Annotated in this window: 16 protein-coding genes and 1 tRNA gene; 3 read left to right on the top strand and 14 right to left on the bottom strand. The window is 67.1% G+C overall.

All coding sequences use genetic code 11. The features are described 5' to 3' along the window. Positions 1 to 376: 376 nt before the first annotated feature. A complete protein-coding gene (locus Q5064_RS06315) occupies positions 377 to 2,005 on the top strand; it encodes an FAD-binding protein (protein ID WP_172711591.1) in 1,629 nt (542 codons plus the stop codon). A 325-nt stretch (positions 2,006 to 2,330) separates the two neighbouring features. On the opposite strand, the gene Q5064_RS06310 is transcribed toward Q5064_RS06315, so the two are convergent. From Q5064_RS06310 to Q5064_RS06295, 4 genes are all read right to left on the bottom strand, one after another. Further along, a complete protein-coding gene (locus tag Q5064_RS06310; protein ID WP_135970694.1) occupies positions 2,331 to 2,966 on the bottom strand; it encodes a 5-formyltetrahydrofolate cyclo-ligase in 636 nt (211 codons plus the stop codon). Between the two features lie 392 nt (positions 2,967 to 3,358). Beyond that, positions 3,359 to 3,434, bottom strand: a tRNA-Ala gene (locus tag Q5064_RS06305). A 68-nt stretch (positions 3,435 to 3,502) separates the two neighbouring features. Further along, complete coding sequence (locus Q5064_RS06300; protein ID WP_016308269.1) at positions 3,503 to 3,829, bottom strand: Veg family protein; 327 nt, start codon at positions 3,827 to 3,829, stop codon at positions 3,503 to 3,505. Between the two features lie 281 nt (positions 3,830 to 4,110). Further along, positions 4,111 to 4,863, bottom strand: a complete 753-nt coding sequence (locus tag Q5064_RS06295; protein WP_302963110.1) for an SDR family NAD(P)-dependent oxidoreductase — start codon at positions 4,861 to 4,863, stop codon at positions 4,111 to 4,113. 217 nt (positions 4,864 to 5,080) lie between these two features. Between Q5064_RS06295 and Q5064_RS06290 the strand changes: the two genes are divergently transcribed. Continuing rightward, a complete protein-coding gene (locus Q5064_RS06290; protein WP_302963109.1) occupies positions 5,081 to 6,070 on the top strand; it encodes a C-terminal binding protein in 990 nt (329 codons plus the stop codon). 219 nt (positions 6,071 to 6,289) lie between these two features. On the opposite strand, the gene Q5064_RS06285 is transcribed toward Q5064_RS06290, so the two are convergent. From Q5064_RS06285 to Q5064_RS06240, 10 genes are all read right to left on the bottom strand, one after another. Beyond that, entirely contained in the window at positions 6,290 to 7,489 is a 1,200-nt protein-coding gene (locus Q5064_RS06285) for an NADP-dependent isocitrate dehydrogenase (RefSeq protein WP_302963108.1), read from the bottom strand. 192 nt (positions 7,490 to 7,681) lie between these two features. Continuing rightward, entirely contained in the window at positions 7,682 to 9,559 is a 1,878-nt protein-coding gene (recQ, locus tag Q5064_RS06280) for a DNA helicase RecQ (protein WP_302963106.1), read from the bottom strand. Continuing rightward, positions 9,559 to 10,179, bottom strand: a complete 621-nt coding sequence (locus tag Q5064_RS06275; protein WP_302963105.1) for a GNAT family N-acetyltransferase — start codon at positions 10,177 to 10,179, stop codon at positions 9,559 to 9,561. The genes recQ and Q5064_RS06275 overlap by 1 nt, the downstream gene beginning before the upstream one ends. A 402-nt stretch (positions 10,180 to 10,581) precedes the next feature. Next, positions 10,582 to 11,568 (bottom strand): hypothetical protein, encoded by a 987-nt coding sequence (locus Q5064_RS06270; protein WP_302963104.1) that lies wholly within the window; start codon positions 11,566 to 11,568, stop codon positions 10,582 to 10,584. Positions 11,569 to 12,316: 748 nt separating this feature from the next. Continuing rightward, positions 12,317 to 13,882, bottom strand: coding sequence for a cellulase family glycosylhydrolase (locus tag Q5064_RS06265; RefSeq protein ID WP_302963103.1), 1,566 nt, complete (start codon positions 13,880 to 13,882; stop codon positions 12,317 to 12,319). A 173-nt stretch (positions 13,883 to 14,055) separates the two neighbouring features. Further along, positions 14,056 to 15,153: an rRNA adenine dimethyltransferase family protein gene (locus Q5064_RS06260; protein WP_302963101.1), complete on the bottom strand. Its 1,098-nt coding sequence runs from the start codon at positions 15,151 to 15,153 to the stop codon at positions 14,056 to 14,058. Next, positions 15,137 to 16,234 (bottom strand): flavodoxin family protein, encoded by a 1,098-nt coding sequence (locus tag Q5064_RS06255; RefSeq protein WP_302963100.1) that lies wholly within the window; start codon positions 16,232 to 16,234, stop codon positions 15,137 to 15,139. Before Q5064_RS06255 ends, Q5064_RS06260 begins: the two co-directional genes overlap by 17 nt. Continuing rightward, positions 16,227 to 17,261: a TatD family hydrolase gene (locus Q5064_RS06250; protein WP_302963098.1), complete on the bottom strand. Its 1,035-nt coding sequence runs from the start codon at positions 17,259 to 17,261 to the stop codon at positions 16,227 to 16,229. The genes Q5064_RS06255 and Q5064_RS06250 overlap by 8 nt, the downstream gene beginning before the upstream one ends. A gap of 20 nt (positions 17,262 to 17,281) precedes the next feature. Beyond that, positions 17,282 to 18,856, bottom strand: a complete 1,575-nt coding sequence (metG, locus tag Q5064_RS06245; RefSeq protein ID WP_302963097.1) for a methionine--tRNA ligase — start codon at positions 18,854 to 18,856, stop codon at positions 17,282 to 17,284. 230 nt (positions 18,857 to 19,086) lie between these two features. Continuing rightward, positions 19,087 to 21,642 (bottom strand): hybrid sensor histidine kinase/response regulator, encoded by a 2,556-nt coding sequence (locus Q5064_RS06240; RefSeq protein ID WP_302963095.1) that lies wholly within the window; start codon positions 21,640 to 21,642, stop codon positions 19,087 to 19,089. A 254-nt stretch (positions 21,643 to 21,896) separates the two neighbouring features. Between Q5064_RS06240 and Q5064_RS06235 the strand changes: the two genes are divergently transcribed. Beyond that, positions 21,897 to 22,883: a sortase gene (locus Q5064_RS06235; RefSeq protein ID WP_302963094.1), complete on the top strand. Its 987-nt coding sequence runs from the start codon at positions 21,897 to 21,899 to the stop codon at positions 22,881 to 22,883. Positions 22,884 to 22,885: the final 2 nt, after the last annotated feature.

Genomic DNA, 22,885 nt, shown 5'->3' with positions numbered 1-22,885 from the left:
CGAAAACGACGAACTGCTGCGCCCCGAATCCGGAGAACAGCGTCGTGTGGTAGAGGTTGTGCTGCAAGTACGGAACGGTGAAGAGCACGCTGAAGAAGCACGCCGCCATCCGCCGCACGCTGTCAAGCGATGGGATCCGCTTTTTCGTTCCTTCGCGCATCGCCCCTCCCCCATCCTGCGACGAATGCCGCATATCGCCTGATCATCTTCATATTTGCCCAATTTTTGGGCAAAGCATCCATGGAGCCAATGCTCGAAATTACCCTAAAACGGGAGTTTCGCCCGAAGCATTTTCCCTCCATGATCGAGCCACTGCATGGTAGCAAATTCTCCGCATCCATGCAGCGAAGGAGAACCTATCGGAAGGGAGATTATCATGGCAATGGCACAGAGCCGCCGGTCCTTCGTGAAGACCGCGGGAACGACGCTTCTCGTTGCGGGGCTGACGGGCATGGGCCTGGCAGGTTGCAGCTCGAAAGGCGGCGCCTCCGAGAGCGCACCAGCCGCAGACGGCGACTTCGCCTGGGACGAGGAAACCGACGTGCTCGTCGTGGGCGCGGGCCTGGCCGGCGTGGCCGCGGCCGTCACCGTGGGCAAGGAGAGCCCCGATGCCTCGTGCCTGCTCATCGAGAAGGGCACAAGCCCCCTCGGCAACGGCAACAGCCCGTTTTCCAGCGGCTGGTTCATGTACACGAGCGCCGACCGCGAGCAAGCGGCCCTCGACTATCTGAAGGAGCTGCGCCACAGCGACACGGGCACGCCCGACGACGTGCTCGCCGCCTTCGCGACCGAACTGACCCGCAATCTCGATTGGATCAAGGAGCTCGGCGCCGCCGACACCGACCTGACCATCGTCCCCGGCACCACCGACTACGCCTGCTTCCCCGAATACCCCGAGCTGGAGCATTCCGCGGCCATCGACTACGCCGCATTCACCGCCGAGGACAGCAAGTGGGACCACGTCACCAAGTTCATGAACGAGGTGGTGGGCGGCCTGCCTTCCGTCACGCTGAAGACCGAGTGCCCGCTCGTGGCCCTGGTGCAAGATCCGACCACCAAAGCGGTGCTCGGCGGCATCTACAACGACGGCAAGAACGACGTGCGCGTAAAGGCGAACAAGGGCGTCATCATGACCTGCGGCGGCTTCGAGAGCAACCCCGATATGATGGCCAACTATTTCTCCCAGCCCACGGTGACTCCCATCGCCGCCCAAGAGAACACCGGCGACGGCCACCGCATCTGCGCCCTGCTGAACGTCGCCGAGTGGCACATGAATTCCGGCGCCGGCTTCTGGAACACCATCCGCAAGCTCGACGATTCGGGATGGGGCAAGTACAACGGCTCGGGCAGCCCGCTCAAGAACCTCGGCATTACCGTAGGCGACAACGGACGGCGCTTCTACATGGATTGGGACGCCTGCTGCACCTTCGATTGGGACCAGTTCTACGCGGGCGTGCCCATGAACGCCGCGGTGGGTTCGCGCCACGGCCACATGCAGTTCGGCGGCAACTGGCACCTTTTGCCCATGCCCGAAATCAGCTGGTTCGTCTGCGACCAGGCCGCCATGGACGCCGGCGCCTACGCCTTCCAAGGCACCGACCCGGTCGCCGAGGGCTTCGGCTACAAGGCCGACACGCTGGAGGATCTGGCAGCCCAGGCGAACCTGCCCGTCGACGAGTTCGTCGAAACCGTGACCGTGTGGAACGGCTACTGCGAGAACGGCAAGGACCTCTCCTTCTTCCGGCCGCCGAGCACGCTGACCCCGGTGAAGACCCCGCCGTTCTACATCATGATGCAGCGGCCGCAGATGCTGAACACCGACGGCGGCCCCGTGCGCAACGCCAAGGGCGAGATCATCGACATCGAGGGCAACGTCATTCCGCACCTCTATTCCGCCGGCGAGTTCGGCTCGGTGTGGTCGGGCCATTACCAGGGCGCCGGCAACCTGGGCGAGTGCCTGGCCTTCGGCCGCATCGCCGCCCGCAGCGCGCTCGCCAACGAGTAGACCGCTCGACCCGCGGTCGACTGCGCCCGCGGGCACCCGCATCGCGCCATTCCCCAGCCCCGCCGACCCCTCCCCCGGCGGGGCTTTTCATCGGGGATGGCTTGCGCAAAGCAGGGAGAGCATGGAGCCGGCCCCGTTCGCAACCTTACGCCGCATACCCGCAGAAGGGAAACGGAAATCATCCCGAGAAATTTGGCAAAAACTCAAGTTAGTAGGGTGGGGATTTGAGAAAACGCTCGTCTGCCGACCCTTATTGCCCCCAGGTTGCCGTTTCGGAAGGTGCCGACGCTTCGCAAACCCTACCAAACTCGTTTTTTTGCGAAAATCAGCTTGAGATTTTTGAAAGTGCCCGCAAACCGTGCTCAGTCACCACTTCGTCCACTGGCATGTCATAGTCCTCGTGCGGGAGGTGGTCGGCGAGCTGGGCGGCGCGGCAGAGGCCCATGGAGGTGCCGGGGAACGTGGGCAGGAAGGTGTCGTAGAAGCCGCCGCCGTAGCCGAGGCGGTAGCCCTCGCGGTCGAAGGCGAGCCCGGGCACGAGGGCAACAGGGGTGTGGAAGTCGCGCGGCGTCACCTCGCGGGCCGGGTCAGCTGGCGGCTCTTCCACGCCGAAGGAGCTGCGCTCAAGGCAGTCCAGGGAATCCACCGCGTACCACCGCATCTGGCGCGTACCGGGCACCACCCGCGGCAGGGCCACGGTCTTCCCCAAGCTCCACGCCCGTTCGATAAGCTCCCGCGTATCCACCTCAGCCCCAAAGCTCAGGTACGTGAACACCCCGTCGGCTTCCGCAAACTCGGGCAACGCCGCCATGCTCCCCGCAATAGCCGCATCCGCCGCCCGACGCTCCCCTTCCGACAACTTGGCCCGGAGCATCCTGAAGTGCTGCCGCAGGAGATTCTTATCTGCTGGTAACTCCACCGAGCGTTCCCTTTCTCTCGCATCAAACACGCAGCCCTGCATGAGAGACTGTCCGCTCCAAAGCACATCCATCCTGAGCATTCCTCGCATGCAGATACTTCCCCGCAATCCCCTTTTGAATGAACTGCCCGATTTTGTATCCAAATCTGCAGTTATCAGCGTCTCGAAGGCCTCGGCGTCGAGCCTCATTCTTCTCGCAAAACCAAAACGCCAGTTCAGAGCTATATGAGAAGTGCTACACACTGACCGGCAAATAATACCGACGCTGATAACTGCAGATTTGAGTACATCATACGTCAGTTCGCGAAAATGAGCGAATGCAGGACGGTCGCGCATTGTATAAACGCGGGCAAGGTCGATAGCGTGCGGGCACAGATGCGGGCACAATCCATGCAAAACGGCCCCGGGATATTCCCGAGGCCGTTACATTTCCGTGGTGGAGATGATGGGATTCGAACCCACGACCCCCACGTTGCGAACGTGATGCTCTCCCAGCTGAGCTACATCCCCACGAAGGTGTGCGCTTTCGCGCAAGGCAGTAGTTTGCCCGATTTGGCGGCGGTTGTCAAGCGCTGCCCTTAAGAGACCACGCGCTCTTCCATAACGTAGTCGATCAGCTCCATGGACTCGTCCACAAAGGGGGCGAACAGGGGCTCGCCGTTCTGGGACAGCTCCACCATGCCGGTGAGCACGTCCACGTACTGGTAGGACTGACGGGCGGTGCGGCCGCGCTTGCGGTCCACCTCCATGATGAACAGCTGCGGGTGAACCTGGGTGAGCACGCCTTCGCTCTCCACGATCTTCGAGCGGCCCATGTTGGCGCGCACTTTCAGTCGTTGACCGACGAAATCATTCAAGGTATCATGAATGCCATCGACGATCTTTGCCTGCTTGGCCAAATCCATTGACTAACTTCCTCACGTGTGCTGACGGTACAAGTACAGCCCCATATCATACCACGATTGTCAAGCCCCGCAACTTTTTTCGGTCGCGGGAAGACCGACACCGCCTAACGGATTCCCCGCTTGGAGGCCACTTCAAGAGCCTTGCCGACCACGGGAGCGTAATGCTTCACGATGCCGCCGCCCCGCCCGCACCAACGGCGAAGGGGCGCACCCTGCGGTGTGGGCGCCCCTTCGCCGTTGAAATGCCTCCGTGCCACGGCCTGAACAGCCGCGCGGCAGCCCTACGAGTGCTTGTGGATGCCACCGTCTACCATGTAGGACTGGCCGGTAAAGTAGCCGCCCTCGTCGCTGACGAGCAGCACGATGAGCGGGGCACAGTCCTTTTCGGTGGTACCGATATAGCCCAGCGGGGTTTTCGACTCCAGGTTCCGCAACGCCTCGGCTTGGGTCTCGCGGAAGAAGTCAGTGGCGATGATAGGCAAAAACACGTTCACCGTGATGCCGTAGCGGCCCCACTCGTTGGCCGCCGTGCGGGTGATGGCGCGGATGGCCTCCTTGGCCATGCCGTAGGCGCCGAAGCCCGCGTTGCCGTCGTAACCGGCCGCGGAGGCGGTGTTGATGATGCGCCCGTGACCGCTCTCCTTCAAGTAGGGGAAGCACGCCTTCATGAACATCATGGAAGCGAGCGGGCCGCTCTCGAAGGCTTCCAGAGTGTAGGCCTCGTCCACGTCGTTGATCTCGCGGTACTGCATGGCGCCCTGGGCGCAGTTGATGAGGATATCGATGCCGCCGAAGCGCTCGACGCACTGCTCGACCACGTTGTTGATCTGATCGATGTCGGTCACGTCGCAGGCCACGGGCAGCACTTCCCCGCCGAAGGCCTCCACTTCCGCCTTCAGCTCCTCGAGCTTCTCCACGCGGCGCGCGCAGGCGCAGATCTTCGCGCCGTTCTCGGCCAGCACCTTCGCCAGCCCGCGCCCCACGCCAGAGCTGGCGCCCGTCACGATGGCCACACGTCCCTCGAGCTTCTTCATGTCGTCTCCCATCTGTTCGTACCGCACGGTTGCACCCCGATGCGGCGCCTGGACGGGCGGGGCCGAGAAGCGGTATAGCGGCCGGGCCTTCCGAGGGCGCCGTTTGACGACCGGGCCTGTAAGTATAGAGATGTTCGCCGCCCAATGCCGCGAAAGACCCGCGCGGGGGCTACAATGGGCAACCGAATGGAACAGCGTCGCGTGAAAGGAAGGCCCTATGGCGACCATCGTGATGTCGGATTTCGATTTCGACGACTGCGCGTTCGAGCGGGAGATGGTGGAGGCCGCCGGCATCCGCTTCGAGAGCTTCGACGACGGCCGCGCCCGCACGCCGGATGAGATCGTCGAGCACCTGCGCGGGGCCGACGGGGCCATCACCTCCTACGGGCGCTACACCGCCGAGGTGTTCGAGGCGCTGCCCCAGCTTAAAGTGGTAGCGAAGACGGGCACCGGGGTGGACAACATCGACGTGGCGGCCGCCAGCGAGGCGGGCGTGGCCGTGTGCAACGTGCCCGGCTACGGCACCGAGGTGGTAAGCGACCACGCCATCGCCCTTGCGCTCGCGTGCCTGCGGCGCATCAACGAGATCGATGCCGACATGCGCGCTGGCGTGTGGGACTTCCACCGCCGCCGCCCCTTGGGCCAGGTGCGCGGCCGCACCTTCGGCATCGTGGGCTACGGCAACATCGGGCGCGCCTGCGCGCGCAAGGCCGCGGGCCTCGGCTTTTCCGTGGTGGTGTGGGACCATAAGGGACACCCGGGAAGCCTGACGCCCGAGGGGTACCCCTACCGCGAGCTGGACGAGCTTCTACGCGAGGCCGACGTCGTGAGCTTCCACACGGCCCTCGTGCCGGCCACGCACCATTTGCTGAACGCCAACAACCTCAAGCTCATGAAGGAGGATGCGGTGGTGGTGAACACCTCGCGCGGCGCCGTGGTGGATCTGGACGCCGTGGCGGCCGCCCTGTGCGCGGGAAAACTCTGGGGCGCGGGCATCGACGTGTTCGAGACCGAGCCCGTGCCGGCCGATGCGGCCATCATGCGCGCGCCGCACACCGTGCTCACGAGTCATGCGGCCTACTGGTCCGAGGAGTCGGCCGCCGAATTGCGCCGCCGCTGCACGCAAAACGCCATCGACGTGGTGCTCGGCCGCATGCCCGAGGCCTGCGTGAACCCGGAGGTGCTCCCCTGCGCCCTCGCGAAGTAGCGGGGCGCAGGAGGGCACGACCAGGGGCGTTTGCGTGCTGAAGCGTTGGAAAATGTGCTTTTCTGTACACTGCTCTGATCTGCTGTTTCTTTAGGTTTTCGCAGGTCAGGCTAGGAGTTTTCTCGTGCCCAAAAGTTCACATTTTCCAACTGATTCGTCCCAGAAAAGCAGGATTTCCAAACAGGGGAAGCAAGGGCCCAGCAACTGGGCCCTTGGGTCTTAGGCCAGGCGGCGGGCGATAGCCTGGATGAACTCGCCCGTGCTGAGAGTCACGGGATTCGGCAGGCTCGTGATGCGAGCCAGGTCGCCGGTCATCTCGCCGGCCTCGATGGTGGCCAGGGTAGCAGCCTCCAGGCGGTCGGCGAAGGCCACGAGCTCGGGCAGCTCGTCCAGCTCGCCGCGCTTGCGCAGAGCGCCCGACCAGGCGAAGATGGTGGCCACGGAGTTCGTGGACGTCTCCTTGCCCTCCAGGTGCTTGTAGTAGTGGCGCTGCACGGTGCCGTGGGCGGCCTCGTACTCGTAGACACCGGCGGGGCTCACGAGCACCGAGGTCATCATGGCCAGCGACCCGAAGGCGGAAGACACCATGTCGCTCATCACGTCGCCGTCGTAGTTCTTGCAAGCCCAGATGAAGCCGCCGTCGGCCTTCATCACGCGGGCCACGGCATCGTCGATGAGCGTGTAGAAGTACTCGATGCCGGCCTCCTCGAAGCGGGCGGCGTACCGGTCGTCGTAGATCTCCTGGAAGATGTCCTTGAAGCGGTGGTCGTACTTCTTGGAGATGGTGTCCTTCGTAGCGAACCACAGATCCTGCTTGGTGTCGAGGGCGTACTCGAAGCAGCTCATGGCGAAGCTCGCGATGGAGGCGTCCAGGTTGTGCATGCCCTGGGCCACGCCGGCGCCCTCGTACTGGAACACGAGCTCGCGAATCTCGGTGCCGTCGTCGCCGGTGTAGACGAGCTCCACCTTGCCGGGGCCGGGCACGCGAATCTCGGCGTTCTTGTACACGTCGCCGTAGGCATGGCGGGCGATGGTGATGGGGCGCGTCCAGTTGCGCACGCAGGGCTCGATGCCCTTCACGATGATGGGGGTACGGAACACCGTGCCGTCCAGCATGGCGCGGATGGTGCCGTTGGGGCTCTTCCACATCTCCTTCAGGTCGTACTCGTCCATGCGCGCGGCATTCGGCGTGATAGTGGCGCACTTCACGGCCACGCCGAGGCGCTTGGTGGCCTCAGCCGACTCGATAGTGACCATATCATCGGTGGCGTTGCGGTTCTCCAGGCCCAGATCGTAGTACTCGGTCTTCAAGTCGACGAAGGGGCAGATCAGCTCGTCTTTGATCATCTGCCAGATGATGCGGGTCATCTCGTCGCCGTCCATCTCCACCAGCGGCGTAGTCATCTGAATCTTGGTCATGACGCTCCTTTACCTCGAAATTGATGGCACCCATGCTACCGCGAAACGAGAGCCCCGCGCTCAGCAATTCGCTTAGAAACAAGGATGTAACGGGGAAGCGCCATCCGGGTCGGCCGCCGTGCCCGGCTGGGGCAGGCGAAGGGGCGCCGCCCGCTGAGGGCACGGCCGGGCGAAGGGATGCCGCCGAATCCCCTACCCCTCCTCCTGGAAGGCGGCGATCTCGGCGAGGAAGGCCTCGCCGTAGGTTTCCAGCTTCTTCTGGCCCACACCGGGCACGTCGAGGAAAGCGCTCTCGGTGGCGGGGCGCGCGGCGGCCATGGCCGTGAGCGTGGCGTTGCTGAACACCACGTAGGGCGGCACGTCGGCCGCCTCGGCAAGGCGCTTGCGCAGATCGCGCAGGCGCTCGAACAGGGCCTGCCCGGACGCATCCAAATCGGACGCCCCCGCGCTCTGCGCCGCCCGCGGCCCGGCCAGGCGCTGCGCCTTCGAGGGCAGGCGCTTCATGAGCAGCTGGAAATCGTTGCGGGCCGCCTCGCGGTAGCGGCCGCCCGCGCACACCACCGGATACTTCCCCTCGGTGATGGCCAGGTAGTCGCCGGCGGCAAGCAGTTCCACCACCTCCATCAGCAGGGCGCGATGAGCCGCGCAGCTGCCGTAGGCGGTCGCCGCGGTAAGCCCGCGGGAGCGGATGGCCTCGGTATCGGCACCGCGCAGCACGTCCACCACAACGGTCTTGCCGAAGCGGCCGCGCAGCTCGTGCACGCAGCGCATGACCGCCCGCGCCTCGGCGGTCACGTCGACCACTTCCATATCGCCATCGCAGTTCGAGCAGCAGCGAGCCGGCTGCAAGGGAGCCTCACCCTCCCCTTCCCCGAAGTAGCGGAGCAGGTAGCGGCGCAGGCAGTCGGTGGTGTAGCCAAAGCCCACCATGGCCTCCAGCATGCGGCGGCGCCCGGCGCGCACCACTTCGGCCTCCTCGGGCGTAAGCGCCTCGTTGGTCGATTCCTGCTCGATGAAGAAACGGCCCGTGGCGATGTCGCCGTCGCACCACAGAAGCAGGCACTCGGCCGGACTGCCGTCTCGGCCAGCGCGGCCCGCTTCCTGGTAGTAGGCCTCCACCGAGCCGGGCATGTTGTAGTGCACCACGTAGCTGACGTTCGACTTGTCGATGCCCATGCCGAAGGCGTTCGTGGCCACCATCACCGGCGCGGCGTCGTTCACGAAGGCCCGCTGGTTGCGCTCGCGCTCGTCGGCAGCCAGCCCCGCATGGTAGCGCGTGGCCGCGATGCCGCGCTCCCGCAGGTGGTCGCACACCTCTTCCACGCAGGCCCGCTTGCCGCAGTACACGATGCCGCTCTCGGCGCGGCGCTCGTCGATGAAAGCATCGAGCCGTGCCAGCTTGCGCTTGGCCTCGCAGCGCTCCACCGAGAAGTGCAGGTTCGGCCGGTCGAAGCCGGTCACGGTGCACGCGGGGTCGCGCAGCTGCAGGAGGCGCACGATATCGGCCCGCACACGCTCGGTGGCCGTGGCCGTAAGGGCCGCCACCACGGGACGGGCGGGCAACGCCGCGATGAAGTCGCCGATGGCCAGGTACGACGGCCGGAAATCCTGGCCCCACTGGGACACGCAGTGGGCCTCGTCCACCGCCAGGAAGGGAATGGCCGCACTCGCGGCGAATTCCGCGAAACGCGGGTCGGCCAGGCGCTCGGGCGCCACGTACATGAGGTCGTAGGCCCCGGCCCGCGCCCGGGCGAGCACCTCGGACTGCTGGGCCGGCGTGAGAGTGGAGTTCAGGTACGCCCCGCGCACGCCGGCTGCCTTCAAGCTGCGCACTTGGTCGGCCATGAGCGACACGAGCGGACTCACCACCACGGTCAGCCCCGGCAGCACCACCGCCGGCACCTGGTAGCAGATCGACTTGCCCGCGCCTGTGGGCATCACCGCCAGCGCATCGCGGCCGGCGAGCACGGCGCTCACCACCGCCTCCTGGCCAGGGCGGAAGTTCCGGTAGCCGAAGTGCTCCGCCAGCACGTCGCGCGCCTGCGCCAGCGCATCTTCCCGCACTTCCATCAGCGCGCCCCCTTCCCCGCATCCGCGTTCTCGGCGTTCATGGCCGCCTCGGCCGCGCCGAGCACCTCGCGCACCGCCGTCGCATCGAGCTCGTCCAGCGGCACCACCGGCCGCGGCTCGTCGCCGAACGGCCCGATGGCCTTGCGCAGCCACGCCACATCGTGCCAGCGGCCCTGCTTGAAGCCCGCCTGGCGCTGGATGCCCATCAGCTCGAATCCGAGCTTCGCGTGCAGACGGCGGCTCGCCTCGTTGGGCATCGTGATCAGGCTGTAGGCGTTGCGCACGCCCTGCTGGGACAAAAGGTCGATAAGCGCCCAGAACAGCACGCTGCCCCGCCCCCGGCCCGTCTGGCCCGGCGCAAAGTACACCGAGAGCTCCACGTTCCAGGCGAAGGCCGCCCGCTCGCCCAACCGATGCGCGTAGGCGAAGCCGACGATGGAACCGCCCTCTTCGACCACGAGATACGGGTAGCGCCCGACGACCTCGTCCATGCGCGCGGCAAACTCAGCCGGCGAGGGTACCGCGGTCTCGAACGTGACGGCCGTCTCCTCGATATAGGGCGCGTACACGGAGAGCACCCCCGCCGCATCCGCCGCCGTTGCCAGCCGCACCGTCACCATAGAGCCTTCCTTCCCCGCCACGGGACGCGGACGCCTTCCGCCCCGCTGCTTCAAATCGATCATCGAGCATGCTAACACTAAACGCTCCTTCCTGTCGCCGCGCGGCCGTCTCCGCCGTTTACGCCGCCATCGGCTGCCCTTGCCCGCAGCTGGCACTCCACGACGGAAAGTCGCCATTTTTCGGTTTGGTGCCCGAAAAACGCCACCCGACAACGGAAAGTCGCCCCCATCGCGCCGTCAGACCCCTGGCCGAGCGATGAACCCCCGCAAAAGCGCCACATAGCGAGGCCCCTCACCTATCGCGGCCCGATCCTCAGCCGCCAAAGGGCGACTTTCCGTCATCGAGCGGCGCGATTCGCAACTCCCGCCCTCCCGAGGGCGACTTTCCGTCGCCATGAGGCACTAGCTTTCGGCAAGCCGCTCGGAGCCCGCGACGCGGCGGTAGGCATTCAAACAGAAAGCCGTCTCGTACAGGGCGGCGTGCTTGGCGTCGAAGCTGTTGCCCCTGATGCGCAGGGTGCGCCCGAGACCTCGCGACAATTCCTTCGCCACATGTCTCATGCTCGCCGCGTCGTAGAGCTGCCTTGCGGTCACCGTGAGAACCTTGAGCCCTCTGCTCGCATAGGCGAGGCGCTTCTTGGAGTCGCGCGTCACTTGCGCCGGAGTCAAATGCTCGGCATTGGAGTCGTACTCCAGCACCACCCCCTCGTCGGGCCAGTGCACGTCGGGGACGATGGTCTCACGTCCCGCAATGGCCCGCGCGCCGCGCCCGAGCCTCATGCGGCGATTCGCCCGGCCGCCGAGCAATCCGTAACCCCCGTGCAGGCGCGGGAGGCCCAGCACCATGAGCAGGAATATCTCCGGTGGCGAGGCCGCTCGCTCCACAATATGCGGCAGCGCGCGCCTCAGAGCCTTCACGCCTTTCAGCCCAGCGTGCCTGGAGACGAAGGCCGCGATCCGACGCTTGGAGGTCAGGGGGCTACGATGCCCGAGACCCCCTTCCGCATCAGCCCGGAAGCAGAACGTTCCGCACAGCGCCGAAGCCACGGTGATCAGCTCGCACAGGGTCGCCGAGGGAGCCAGCTGCGCCAACGCCAGTTCGGGGCACGCTGCGAACACGCCGGGGGCGATGTGCGAGAAGTCGCCTTTTGCGTAGCGGCGCTGCGAGATATGGAGCACCACCTTGTCCGAGAGCCGCCGATACCGTCCCGGCACAAGGCAATGGTAGGGCTCGGGGATATGCGGCAGCTCCATCGAGATGCGGGCGACGGTGCGCACGCTCGGGTTGCATCGCTCGAGGCAGCCGCCGTCCATGCGTCGCGCATCCGGCGGCCTGTCTGCCGTAAGCCAGTGGGCGACCGCGGAGCGGCCGAAGAGGACAGCGCGCATGGTGCTCCTTCCATGATGACGGCGGGACGCGCACTATAGCAAACGGGATTCCCAGCCCAGTCCCCACAGCGTCGCACTTGAGTCGCGGTCGATACGGGAGCTCTGGCAAACTTCGACGTTTTACCTGATCAAATCTTTGTTTCGGAATCTTGCGCAGACAGGTGAAACCCTGTCTCCACGGGCGATCCACAATATAACCTCATCTCGGCCAGGTTGCCCTGCGAAAACACGCCGCTGAATTGCGAAAAGTCGCCCGAAGGATGCCTCTATGCACCCGGAAGAAACCGCAGAGACACCCCTTCCCCAGAATGTCCACGAGTTTCACCTGATGGAAGCCACAGAGAAAAGAACTGTCAGCCATGCACCCGCAAGAGGGGCTGCTTCCACGGCGACTTTTCGCAATTCAGTGGCCTGTTTTCGCAATCCCCGCGCGAAATGGCGACTTTCCGTCTACCAGCGCCGCAGCTCTTGGCCCAACTCGCCTGCCGACGCCGCGGCTCTTGGCCCAACCCGTCCGTCAGCGGCGCGATCCCCGACCAATCCGTCCGTCAGCGGCACGATTCCCGACCAATCCGCCCGTCGGCGCCGTGATTCCCAACCAATCCGCCTGCCGACGGCGCGGTTCCCAGCCCAATCCGCCTGCCGGCGCCGGGGCTCCCGGTCTGGACCCATCCGCCAGCACGGCAGACCCGGCCCGAAGAGGCGGGGGGGGGCGGGAGCGGCAGCCGCGAGAAAGGCCGGTGTCGGGCTACAGATCCACGACGGCCAGCTTGGAGGGGCCGCTCACGATGAAGCCGATGCCCTCCACGGTGTCACCGGCGCCCACCTTGCCGTTGCTCTTGTCATTGGAGACCGTCAGCTCGTTGGCCGCCGCACTCGCCACGCAGTTCCAGCTGTCCTCCAGCTGCACATCGGCGTTGAAGGGGATGGTCACCGACCACTTCTTCGTGGCGGCGCTGTAGTTGCTGCCGGCCATCTCGTACTTGAAGAAGGTGCGGCCGTCCTCCTCCCACGTCTCGGTCACGTTCAGCTGCCACTGGATAGTGTCGCTCGAGAACGCCATCATGGCCGAGCCCGTGGTGTTCGGTTTCTTGTCGGCGCGGGCCAGCTGCACCTCCTTGCGGTCGAAGCCGGGGCCGCGCAGCGCGTCCACGAGCCAGAGACCCTCCTCGCTCAAGTCGTCGAGGGTGAAGCCCGAGGTCTTGGACACCTCCGGCTTGAACAGAGCCGCCGTCTCGTTCTTGTTGGACAGGTTCCAGCAGATGTAGCTCACGTTGAGCTCGTCCATGAGGGCCAGCCACTCGTCGGCCGACTCGTAGTCGATGACCCCGGAGCCCGACGACTCGCAGATGCCGAACTCGGTGACGAACACGGGCAGCCCGCCTTCCACGGCCGCGCGCAAGCGGTCGCGCATATCGCCCTGATGGGTGGCGGCGTAGAAGTGCATCGCGTACATGACGTTGGCCTGGGACAGCGGGTCGGCCGCGGCGGCCTCCACGTCCTGGGACCAGGTGGGCGTGCCCACGACCACCACAGCGTCGGAGTCGTTGGCGCGGATGAGGGGGATGACCTCGTTGGCGTAGTCCCTGATGTCCTTCCACGAGGTGCTGCCGTTGGGCTCGTTGCAGATCTCGTAGATGATATTGTCGTAATCGGCCAGGCGCGCGGACATCAGCTTGAAGAACTCCTTGGCGGCCCAGGCGTGCTTCTTGGGGTTCGCATCAGACAGGATGTGCCAGTCGATGACCACGTACATGTCGGCCTCGGTGGCCTCCTTGGCGGCGTCGAGCACGAGCTTGTTCATCTGCACGCGGTTGCCGTCGGTGGCGTAGCCGCCCTCCTCGTCGGAATACACCGCCAGGCGCACCACGTTGGCGCCCCAGTCCTGGCGAAGCTCGGTGAAGAGGTCCTGGTTCGCGTACTCGGGGTACCAGGCGAGGCCGTGGGTGGAAACGCCCCGCAGCTGCACCGGATTACCCGACTCGTCCACAAGCTGGGAGCCGTCCACGTGCAGCGCGCCGTTCTCGGAGGGGCAGGCCAGAGGCCGCACCTCCTCGTCGGCGGCATCGGCGGCGGCAGGCGCCGGCGCGGGAGTTTCCTCCTCCTCTTCCTCCTCCTTGGGCTCCGGGGCCTGGGGGCGCGTGGGCTCGGCCTCCACCGCCAGACCCGAGTAATCGGGGCGCTCGGTGTTGGCCGCCGTCACGGCGAGGACGATACCCACGGCCACAAGCGCCACCAGCGCCACAGCCGCCACGGCCAGGCGCTTGGCGCCGCCCTTCTTCTTCTCGGTCGTCTGCGTCGTCTGCGTGTCCACGGCGCCCATCCTTCCCCGTCAATGCATCGGATCGCCGAGCTCAGCCATGGGCCGCCCCGGACTTGGTAAGCGCTTTATTGTAGCGCAGCCGCGGCCGCAGCCGAAAGGTGCCGCCCGCGAAGCGCACCTGATGGACATAAGGGCCCGGCCTCGGATGGCTGGCGAAGATGGCCCTAGGCGCCCGCTGCGACGAGAGCCTGCCCGAGGGCGAGGAACTCCTGATGGGAAAGGGTCTCGCCGCGGCGGCGGGGGTCGATGGAGGCAGCCTCGAAAAGGGAGGGCAACGCGACGGCCACCCGGGCGCCTTCGAGGGCGCAGCCGTCGGGCAGGGAAACGGAGCCACGGCCGGAGAAATACGTCTTGCAGGAGTTCGCCAGCGTTTTGCGACGGTTGGCGAAGGCGGCGTCGGCCATGAGGCACGCAGCCGCCACGAGCACCGGCGAGGCCGGGGCGCCGTCGGCCATGAGGGGTGTTCGGCGGTTCAGGCGGATGACGGCGGAATCGACGCGCGGCGGCGGGAAGAAGTTGCCCGGCCCCACGGCGAAACGGCCGACCGGCTCGGCGTACAGGCCGAGTTTCACCGTGTAGGCGCCGTAGTTCTTGGTGCCCACCTGGGCGGCCATGCGATCGGCCACCTCCTTCTGCACCATGACGGTGGCGGAATCCAAGCTGGGGAAGTTCTGGAAGTAGTCGAGAACCACCGTGGCCGCCACGGCGTAAGGGAGGTTGGCGACGAGCTTGTTGGGGAAGGGCTCGCCCGGGGACGGAGGCACGGAATACCCTGATTCGCTCAAGCAGTCCTCGCTTTGGGGAAATGCCCACTGGGCATTTCCCGTCGCTGCGGAACTCGCTCGGTCAGGGCATCCCGCGCCTCCGCCGAGCTCTTCCGTTGCTGCAGCAATGTCCACCCGCGTCACATCCAGGGCGTCCTTTTCGATGAGGGCGAACTTCTCGCGCCAGGGGTAGAGGGTGTCGGCGAGCACGGCGGGCAGGTCGGGGTCGCGCTCGACGGCCACCACGCTTGCGGCGTGCTTGAGCAAGGCGATGGTGAGCGTGCCGATGCCCGGGCCCACCTCCAGGATGCGGTCGGCGGGACCCACCTCGGCCAGGGCGATGATCTTTCTCAGCACGTCGTCGTTCACGAGGAAGTTCTGCCCGAGCGTGTACTTGGTGCCGATGCCGTGGGCATCAAGCACCGCACGGGTAGCAGCCGGCGTGGAAAGCGGCGAGAGGCGGTCCTTCCCCGCGGCGTAGCTATCGGTGACCGCCACGGCCGTTGCCCTTCTTCTTGGTGTTCTTCTTGCCATAGGCCGGGCCTCCCTTGCCCGTGCCCTTGCGGCCTCCGCGAGAGGCGCCAGCGCCTCCTTTGCCGCCCGCGCCGCCCTTGCCGGAACGGCCGCCGCGGGCCGGGGCCTCCTTCGGCTTCGTCGCCGGGGCGGCAACCGACAGCTGGGGGCGCTTGCGAGGACCGGGGGCGCCAGACGCGCTCGGAGCCTCGGACGCACCCGGCTCGCCGGGGTCGTCCCAACCGCCATCCTCCTCGAAGGCGGCGAAGTCCTCATCTGCGAAGTCCACGAAAGCGACGGGGTCGCCCTCCGGCTCCCACTCGTCCGCCGCATCGCAGGAGGCCGCCCCGCCGAGCTCGCCGCCGCGCTCGCCGCTATCGCCATCGGCACCGTCGCCCGCAAACCCGTCGTCCGCGAGCTCGCCGTCCCAGCCGAGGGCACCGAAGCCGCCCACCGGGGGCAGCGGGTACTCCTCGGCATCGGCGGTGATCTCGCCGTCGGCGCGGATCTTCCCCACCCAATCGAGCACGAGCTCCACGGAGAAGCCGGCCACGGAAAGCGCCGAGCGCACCGTGCCGATGAGCGGCTCGAAGCCGTGGGGGTCGCCGCCGGCGCCCACCACGTGGATGACCGCCGGGCGCTTGGGGTAGGTGCGCAGATCGGTGAAGTAGTAGGGCTGCAAACGATCGAGCAGCGCCTTCATCTGGGCGGGGGCGCCGGCGAAGTACACCGGGCACACTACGATGAGCTCGTCGGCCGCGTCCAGGTGCTTGCGCACCTCGTTCATGTCGTCGTCGATCACGCAGTGGTGGAAAAGCGCCTCGGATTCCACGACCGCCTCCTGGGGCAGCAGGGGGTCGCCCTCCTGGAACACGTGGATGGGCTCTTCCGACACGGCGCGGCACGCGTCGCAGCCGGTGCATGGGCGCACCTCGGTGGAGGACACCGACACGATGGACACGCCGTCTTCCGGGCACTCCTCGATGCAGGCGTTGAACAGCTCGTCGGCGAGCGCGGCGCTGCGCCCGTCGGCGCGGCACGATCCGTGCAGGATGACTCTATGCATGGGACACTTCCTCTCCGCCCCGGGCCGCCTCCTCGCGCTGCCACGCGGTGGGCGCGCGGTCGAGCAGGGCCAGGGCGTTGGCGTACAGCTGGGCCAGCAACGCGGCGCGGGCCTTTGGCGTATCGGCCCCGCGAACCTCGCAGAGCTTGGCGGCGGTGAACACGGTGTGAGCCGGCCCGCAATGAGTGCCGCGCAGGGGCTCGGGCGTCATGTAGGGCGAATCGGTCTCGGTGAGCAGGCGATCTGCCGGCACGATGGCGGCGGCCTCGCGCACCTCGTCGGCGCGCTTGAAGGTGACCGGTCCCCCGAAGGCGATGAAGCAGCCCGCCTCCACCCACCGCGCCACCTCGGCCGCATCCAGGTTGAAGCAGTGCAGCAGCGTGCCGGCCTCGGGGAAGCCCTCCTCGGAGAGGATGGCGAACCCGTCGTCGTGAGCCTCGCGCAGATGCAGGCACACGGGCAGCCCCGCCTCCTTGGCCAGGCGGATCTGGGCGCGGAACACCTCGCGCTGCACCTCGCGCGGCGACAGGTCGTAGTGGTAGTCGAGCCCGATTTCACCCACGGCGCTCACGCGGCGGTCGTGCAGATGCTCCCGCAGGGCGCGAGCCACGGCGGGCGTGTAGCCCTTGGCGTTGTGCGGGTGCACGCCCGCGGCGATACGCACCGCCGGCAGCGCCGCCCAGGGCTCGCGCGCGGCACCGGCACCCGCCGCCTCCGCGGGCCCGTCTGCCCCCTCGCTCGCAGCCGTTATCGCCCGCAGCACGCGGGAGGCCTCCATGAGCCAGCCGGGCAGCGCGTCGAAGGTGGCGAAGCCGTCGTCAGCCGGATCCACGATGGTCTCCACGAAGCGCACGTTATGGGCAGCCGCCCGGGCCAGCTCCAAGGCCGGATCGGCGAGCATCTGCAGGTGCGCGTGGGTGTCGGCCACGGGTCCTTCCAGCGCAGGCGCTTCCACCTCGCGCCACTTGCCGCCCTTGCGCTTCTGGCGAAACTTCGCGTCGTAGAATATCGGCTCGTCGTTGCCCACAGCGCCCTCCTTCCGGCCGCCTACAGTTCCGGCAGGTTGTCCACGTCCAGGCGCGGGAAGAGAGGCTCTCCCACCTCCACGGCCACGCTGGCGGGCAGCTGCCCCCAGGCCGTGGCCTCCTGGATGTCGGTCACCGCCGCGATGTCGCCCAGGCCCAGACGGCGGAACACCTCGGCAGAGGTGCTGGGCATGAACGGCGCCATGTACAGCGCGATGATGCGGATGGCCTCCAGGCAGTTGTACAGCACCGCCGCCAGCTCGTCGGCCTTCGCGGGATCCTTCGCCAGCGCCCAGGGCGCGCTCTCCTCCACGTACAGGTTCACGCGGCCCGCGAGCTTCTGCACGGCGGCCGCGGCCCCGGTGAAGTCCACCTCGGCCATGCAGGCGTCGTATTCCGCGTACAGCGTATCGGCGATCTCGCGCAGGGGGTTGTCCTCGGCGCCGGCAGGAGCCTCGGGCACGCGGCCCTCGAAATACTTCTGAGTCATGTTGGTCACGCGGGACACGAGGTTTCCCCAGGTGTTGGCCAAGTCGGCGTTGTACACCTGCACCATGCGCTCCATGGAGATGGCCCCGTCGTGGCCGAACTGCACGTCGCTCATGAAGTAGTAGCGGTAGGCGTCCACGCCGAACACGCGCACCAGGTCGGCGGGCATGAGGCCGTTGCCCTTCGACTTCGACATCTTCTCGCCCTTGGTGAGCAGAAAGCCGTGGCCGAACACCGTGTGGGTGATGGGCATGTCGGCGGCCATGAGCATGGCCGGCCAGATGACGCAGTGGAAGCGCGTGATGTCCTTGCCCACGAAGTGGTACTGGATGGGCCAACGGCGGTCGAACTCGGCCTCGCGCTCGGGGTCGCCGTACCCGATGCCGGTGAGATACGCGATAAGGGCGTCGGCCCACACGTAGAACACGTGGCCCTCGTCGAAGGGCACGGGAATGCCCCAGTCGAAGCTGGAGCGCGAGATGGACAGATCCTGCAGACCGCCCTTCACGAAGGAGACGATCTCGTTGCGGCGGCTCTCGGGGCGGATGAAGTCGGGGTGCTCGTCGTAGAAGGCCAGAAGCTTATCCTGGAACTCCGAGAGCTTGAAGAACCAGTTCTCCTCGCCCGAGGCGCGGCGCACGGGGCGCTTGCAGTCGGGGCAGACAAACTCGCCCTCGTCGTTCTTCTCCAGATCGCTCTCGGCGTAGTAGGTCTCCTCGTGGATGCAGTACCAGCCCTCATACGCGCTCTTGTACAGCCAGCCCTTATCGTGCAGCTCGCACCAGAGCTTCTGCACGGCGCGGGTCTGGCGCTCCTCGGTGGTGCGCACGAAGTTGGTGTAGTCGATGCCCAGAAGCTCCCAGGCATCGGTGAAGGCCGGGGCCAAGTGGTCGCACCAGGCCTGGGGCGTCATGCCGTTCTTCTCGGCGGTCTCGGCGATTTTCTGGCCGTGCTCGTCGGTGCCGGTGACGAACGACACGTCGTAGCCGTTCATGCGCTGGTAGCGGCAGATGGTGTCGGCGGCCACCGTGGTGTAGGCGGTGCCCAGATGCGGCGCGGCGTTGATGTAGTAGATGGGCGTCGTGACGCCGAAGGTTCCCTTGGCCATGGCTGGCGGGCCCTCCTCTCCGGATGCGCGCGGCCAATGACGCCGCCGCTCCCTCGGGGTTTTTCGCGTGCAGGCTATCTTAACACTGGGAAGAGTCGGCACGGCCGAGAACGCCGCGGAGGGTGGCGGCTCGCGAGCCGTCGCCCCGGGCGGGCCGGGGCGGCCCTAGCCGAGAACGCCGCGGAGGGCGCCCGCGCGCGAGCCGTCGCCCCGGGCGGGCCGGGGCGGTCCTAGCCGAGAACGCCGCGGAGGGTGGCGGCCAGATCCTTCACGCTGATGGGCTTGGAGAGGTGGTCGTCGGCGCCGGCGCGCTTGGACTCCTGCACGTCCTCGGCGAACGCGTTGGCCGACAGCACCACCACGGGCAGCGCGCGCAAATCGACCCGCTCGCTCGCGCGGATGGCGCGGGTGGCCTCCAGGCCGTTCATCACCGGCATCTGGATGTCCATGAGCACCACGTCGAAGTGCCCCGGCTCGGCGGCGTCGAGCATCTCGAGCGCCTCGCGCCCGTCGAAGGCGCATTCCACGGCGAGCCCGAGCGACTCCAGCAGCGCCACGGCGATCTCGCTGTTGAGCTCGTTGTCCTCCACGAGCAGCACGCAAGCCGCCGGCAGCGGGCCGTCCTGCCCGGCTTCAGGGGCCTCCGGCTCGCAGGGCGCCTCCGGCTCGACGGCCCCGTGGCGCAGGTTCAGGTGCACGGTGAAGGTGGTGCCCGCGTTAGGCACGCTCTGCACCTCGATGGTGCCGCCCATGAGCGTCACGATGCTCTGCACGATGGAAAGGCCGAGGCCCGTTCCCTCCACGCGCTCGGTGCGCGAGTCGTGCTCGCGGGAGAAGGGCTCGAAGACGTGCTCGATGAACTCGGGGGCCATGCCGCAGCCGGTGTCGCAGAACACGAGCTCGTAGTCGCTCGTGCCCTCGATGCGTCCGGCCTGCTCGCGGATGCGCGCCTTCACCGCACCGCCCGGGCCGGTGAACTTCACAGCGTTGCCGAGCAGGTTCATGAACACCTGCTGCAAGCGCAGCCCGTCGGCCTCCACCACCGGGTGGGCCACGGCGTCAAGCTCCACCGCGAAGCTGATGGAGCACTCCTCGCAGCGCGGGCCGAATATGGTCTCCATCTCGGCGGCCAGCTCCCGCAGGTCGACCGCGCCCATGGTGAGCACGAGCCGGCCGTTCTCGATCATGGACAGGTCGAGGACCTCGTTGATGAGCCCGAGCAGGTGGTTGCTCGACAGGGTGATCTTGGCCAGGCAGTCGTCCACCCGCGCCGGGTCGTCCTCGCTCATGCGCGCGAGCTCGGTCATGCCGATGATGGCGTTCATGGGCGTGCGGATGTCGTGGCTCATGCGCGAGAGGAAGTCGCTCTTGGCGTTGTTGGCCGCCACCGCCGCGCGGTAGGAGTCCTCCATGGCCTGCTGCATCTGCTTCTCGCGGGCCTTCATGACGGTGACGTCCTGGGTGGTGTACACGAGGCGCACCGCACGGCCCCACTCGTCGCGCTCCACGCAGATGAGGTTCACGTCCTCCCACTTCAAATCGCCTCCGCGGTTGAACTGGTACTCGAAACCCAGGTTGTCCACCCCGGGCGGCATGGCGTCCACGATGGCCGCCTGCGAGAAGCGCTCCACCACCTCCCGCTTCGCCTCGTCGCCCACCACCAGGCCCTCCAAACGGTCCACCATCTGCTGGTAAGTGCCCTCCAGCGCGTAGGGGTCGTTCGGGGTAGCAGGCCCGCTCATGTAGCGGAAGCGGCCGGTGCCGAAGTCGATGAGCACCAAGCGCTCGGTCAGCTTGCCCACGCCGGCCTGCACGTCGATGCGGTCCTTCATAGATCGGGTGAGCCGGCGGTGGCGGCGGCTGTTGTAGACCACGATGCCCACGATGACCACGACGAACACCGCCACGATGACGAACAGCGCGCTCCAGCCGCCCTCGTTGGCCGCATCGATCATCTGACCGGTGGCCGCCGAGGGGAAGGTCTCCAGGATGGCCCAGTCGAGGCCGGGCACGTTGGTGACGCAGGCCGACCCGACGCCCTCGGTGCCGTTGTAGGTGAAGGCCACGCTCTCGCCGCCGGACAGGGCGCGCCTCAGGCCCTCGGCGTTGGCGACCCCGCCGTCGGCGGCGAGGTCCTCCACGAGGTTCGTGCCCACCATGGACCCGTCGGAGGCGGCTACCACCTCGCCGGTGGGCAGACACAGGAGCACGTGGGACTCGTAGCCGAAGAAGCTGTTCTGCAGCAGCTCGTTCAGGCGCCCCTCGTCGTAGTGGGCCAAAAGGAGCCCGATGACGGGGCCGTCGGCGCCCTCCCGCACCGGGGCGTAGAAGTAGATGAGGTTCTCGTGGGTGAGCCGCGTGTTGAAGATGCACTCGATGCCCGACTCGCCCGCCATGGCCTGCTGGTAGTAGGCGCGGTCGCTCACGTTCACCGCGTCGCGGCCCGGCGAGTGCTGCATGCCGTCAGCGTCGACGAAGTCGATGGAGTCGAAGGGGGAGATGGCCCCGATGTCGCGCAGCCACTCCTCGCTCGTGGCGGCGGCCGCCGCATCCGGCGACTCCGACGCGAGGGCGGCGATGGCCTCGATGTCCTTCTGGGTGTTCTGCATGAACGTGCCCACGAGCTTGGCCGTCTGGTTGGTGGCGTCGGTGACGTACTGGCTCGTCTGGGCCACGATGCGGTTGCTCGTCTGCTGCATGAACATGGAGAAGGTAACCACCACGGCCACGAAGACGACGAGGAAGGCCACCACCGATAGCCAGTACTTCCTGCCCTCGTCCGCCATGCGCACTCCCTTAGGTCCCGTTCTCTCTCATCATCATGATAGTGGATGGAAGGGCGCGCGGCGCGGGAGAAATCGGAACCGTCACCGACTTTGCGCATGGGAAAAACTCGGGCGGTAATTCCGACCTTTTCCCTTTACTTTTCCATCGGAGGGCGTTAAAATGCGAACAAACATTCGCTATTGAGATGAGGGAAGGGAGCCGCCAAGGCCCCTCGGGGCCGTGCGCCCCTCATCTCCCAAGGAGAGGAGGGGCTATGGGGAAGGCGCCGAGGGAAGTCATTATCGCAACGTCTGCCGCGCTTGCGCTCGGCCTGGGAACGTCGGCCACCCTTGCCTGGGCCGTCGACGGGGAGCCAGCGGCAGGCGTAGAGGCCGTCGCCAGGTGCGGGGAGAGCGTCGCAGCGGGATCTGATCTGGGCACGGCGCTCGGCTGCGGCCTGGCCGATGTCGCCGTCGAAGCACGGCAAGCCGCGGCCGGGGTACGGCGAGCCGCCCTCGAGGGCGAGCTGCGCGCGGCGGCCGGAAGGCGGGGCGACCCGGAGGCGGCCGATGCGGAGGACGGGACGGACGAGTGCGAGGAGCAGGGGCGCGGCCCGGCGGAGGAAGCCGCACGAACCGAGAGCGCGCCGGAAACCGGAGGCCGTGCAGGAGGCGCGAAGGCCGCCGAGTCCCCCGCGCGCAACGGGGCATCCGATGAAGCCGATGAAGCCGGCGCGGCGCCTCCCGCAGGCGATGCCGCCGAGGAGCGCCGCGAGCCGGCACCCGAGAAAGGGAGCGCGGCCGCAGCCGAGCTGGCGGAGCCCTCCCCGCCCGAAGATGTTCCGCCAGCGCCCTCCGAGGGAGCCGCACCTCCCGCCCACGGCACGCCGGCGCCCCGCACGCTCTCCGTGGCGGGGACGGCCATCCCCTATCGCGATGTGCGCGGAGGCACCACGCCCGATACGGGAGCGGGCCTGTGGCTCGGCTCCGATGCCACCGACGACGGCAGCTGGGGCTACTTCGTCGGCCACAACCCGGGGGCCTTCGCCGCCGTGAAGGATCTCAGGCCCGGCGATGCCGTCGGCCTCACCGACAGCGCCGGGGCCAGCCGCACCTACACCGTGCGCGAGGTCTTCGCCGTGGAGGTAACCGCCACCTGGAAGGCCATCGCGGGCCGGGTGACCGGCTACGGGGAGTCCGTCATCCTGCAGACGTGCACCGGCGACGGTGCCACGAACACCATCGTCGTGGCGGCCGCCTAGGA

This window comes from uncultured Adlercreutzia sp. (assembly GCF_958431955.1).
Taxonomy (GTDB): domain Bacteria; phylum Actinomycetota; class Coriobacteriia; order Coriobacteriales; family Eggerthellaceae; genus Adlercreutzia.
This window is presented reverse-complemented; position numbering and strand designations above follow the sequence as displayed.

Coding starts and splice junctions, on each gene's coding strand:
- recQ (WP_302963106.1), bottom strand. CDS start 9,559: ATGGAAGTGCGGGAAGATGCGCTGGCGCAGGCGCGCGACGTGCTGGCG.
- metG (WP_302963097.1), bottom strand. CDS start 18,856: ATGGCCAAGGGAACCTTCGGCGTCACGACGCCCATCTACTACATCAAC.
- Q5064_RS06315 (WP_172711591.1), top strand. CDS start 377: ATGGCAATGGCACAGAGCCGCCGGTCCTTCGTGAAGACCGCGGGAACG.
- Q5064_RS06235 (WP_302963094.1), top strand. CDS start 21,897: ATGGGGAAGGCGCCGAGGGAAGTCATTATCGCAACGTCTGCCGCGCTT.
- Q5064_RS06300 (WP_016308269.1), bottom strand. CDS start 3,829: ATGGATTTGGCCAAGCAGGCAAAGATCGTCGATGGCATTCATGATACC.
- Q5064_RS06295 (WP_302963110.1), bottom strand. CDS start 4,863: ATGAAGAAGCTCGAGGGACGTGTGGCCATCGTGACGGGCGCCAGCTCT.
- Q5064_RS06310 (WP_135970694.1), bottom strand. CDS start 2,966: ATGCAGGGCTGCGTGTTTGATGCGAGAGAAAGGGAACGCTCGGTGGAG.
- Q5064_RS06275 (WP_302963105.1), bottom strand. CDS start 10,179: ATGGTGACGGTGCGGCTGGCAACGGCGGCGGATGCGGCGGGGGTGCTC.
- Q5064_RS06285 (WP_302963108.1), bottom strand. CDS start 7,489: ATGACCAAGATTCAGATGACTACGCCGCTGGTGGAGATGGACGGCGAC.
- Q5064_RS06240 (WP_302963095.1), bottom strand. CDS start 21,642: ATGGCGGACGAGGGCAGGAAGTACTGGCTATCGGTGGTGGCCTTCCTC.
- Q5064_RS06255 (WP_302963100.1), bottom strand. CDS start 16,234: ATGCATAGAGTCATCCTGCACGGATCGTGCCGCGCCGACGGGCGCAGC.
- Q5064_RS06270 (WP_302963104.1), bottom strand. CDS start 11,568: ATGCGCGCTGTCCTCTTCGGCCGCTCCGCGGTCGCCCACTGGCTTACG.
- Q5064_RS06290 (WP_302963109.1), top strand. CDS start 5,081: ATGGCGACCATCGTGATGTCGGATTTCGATTTCGACGACTGCGCGTTC.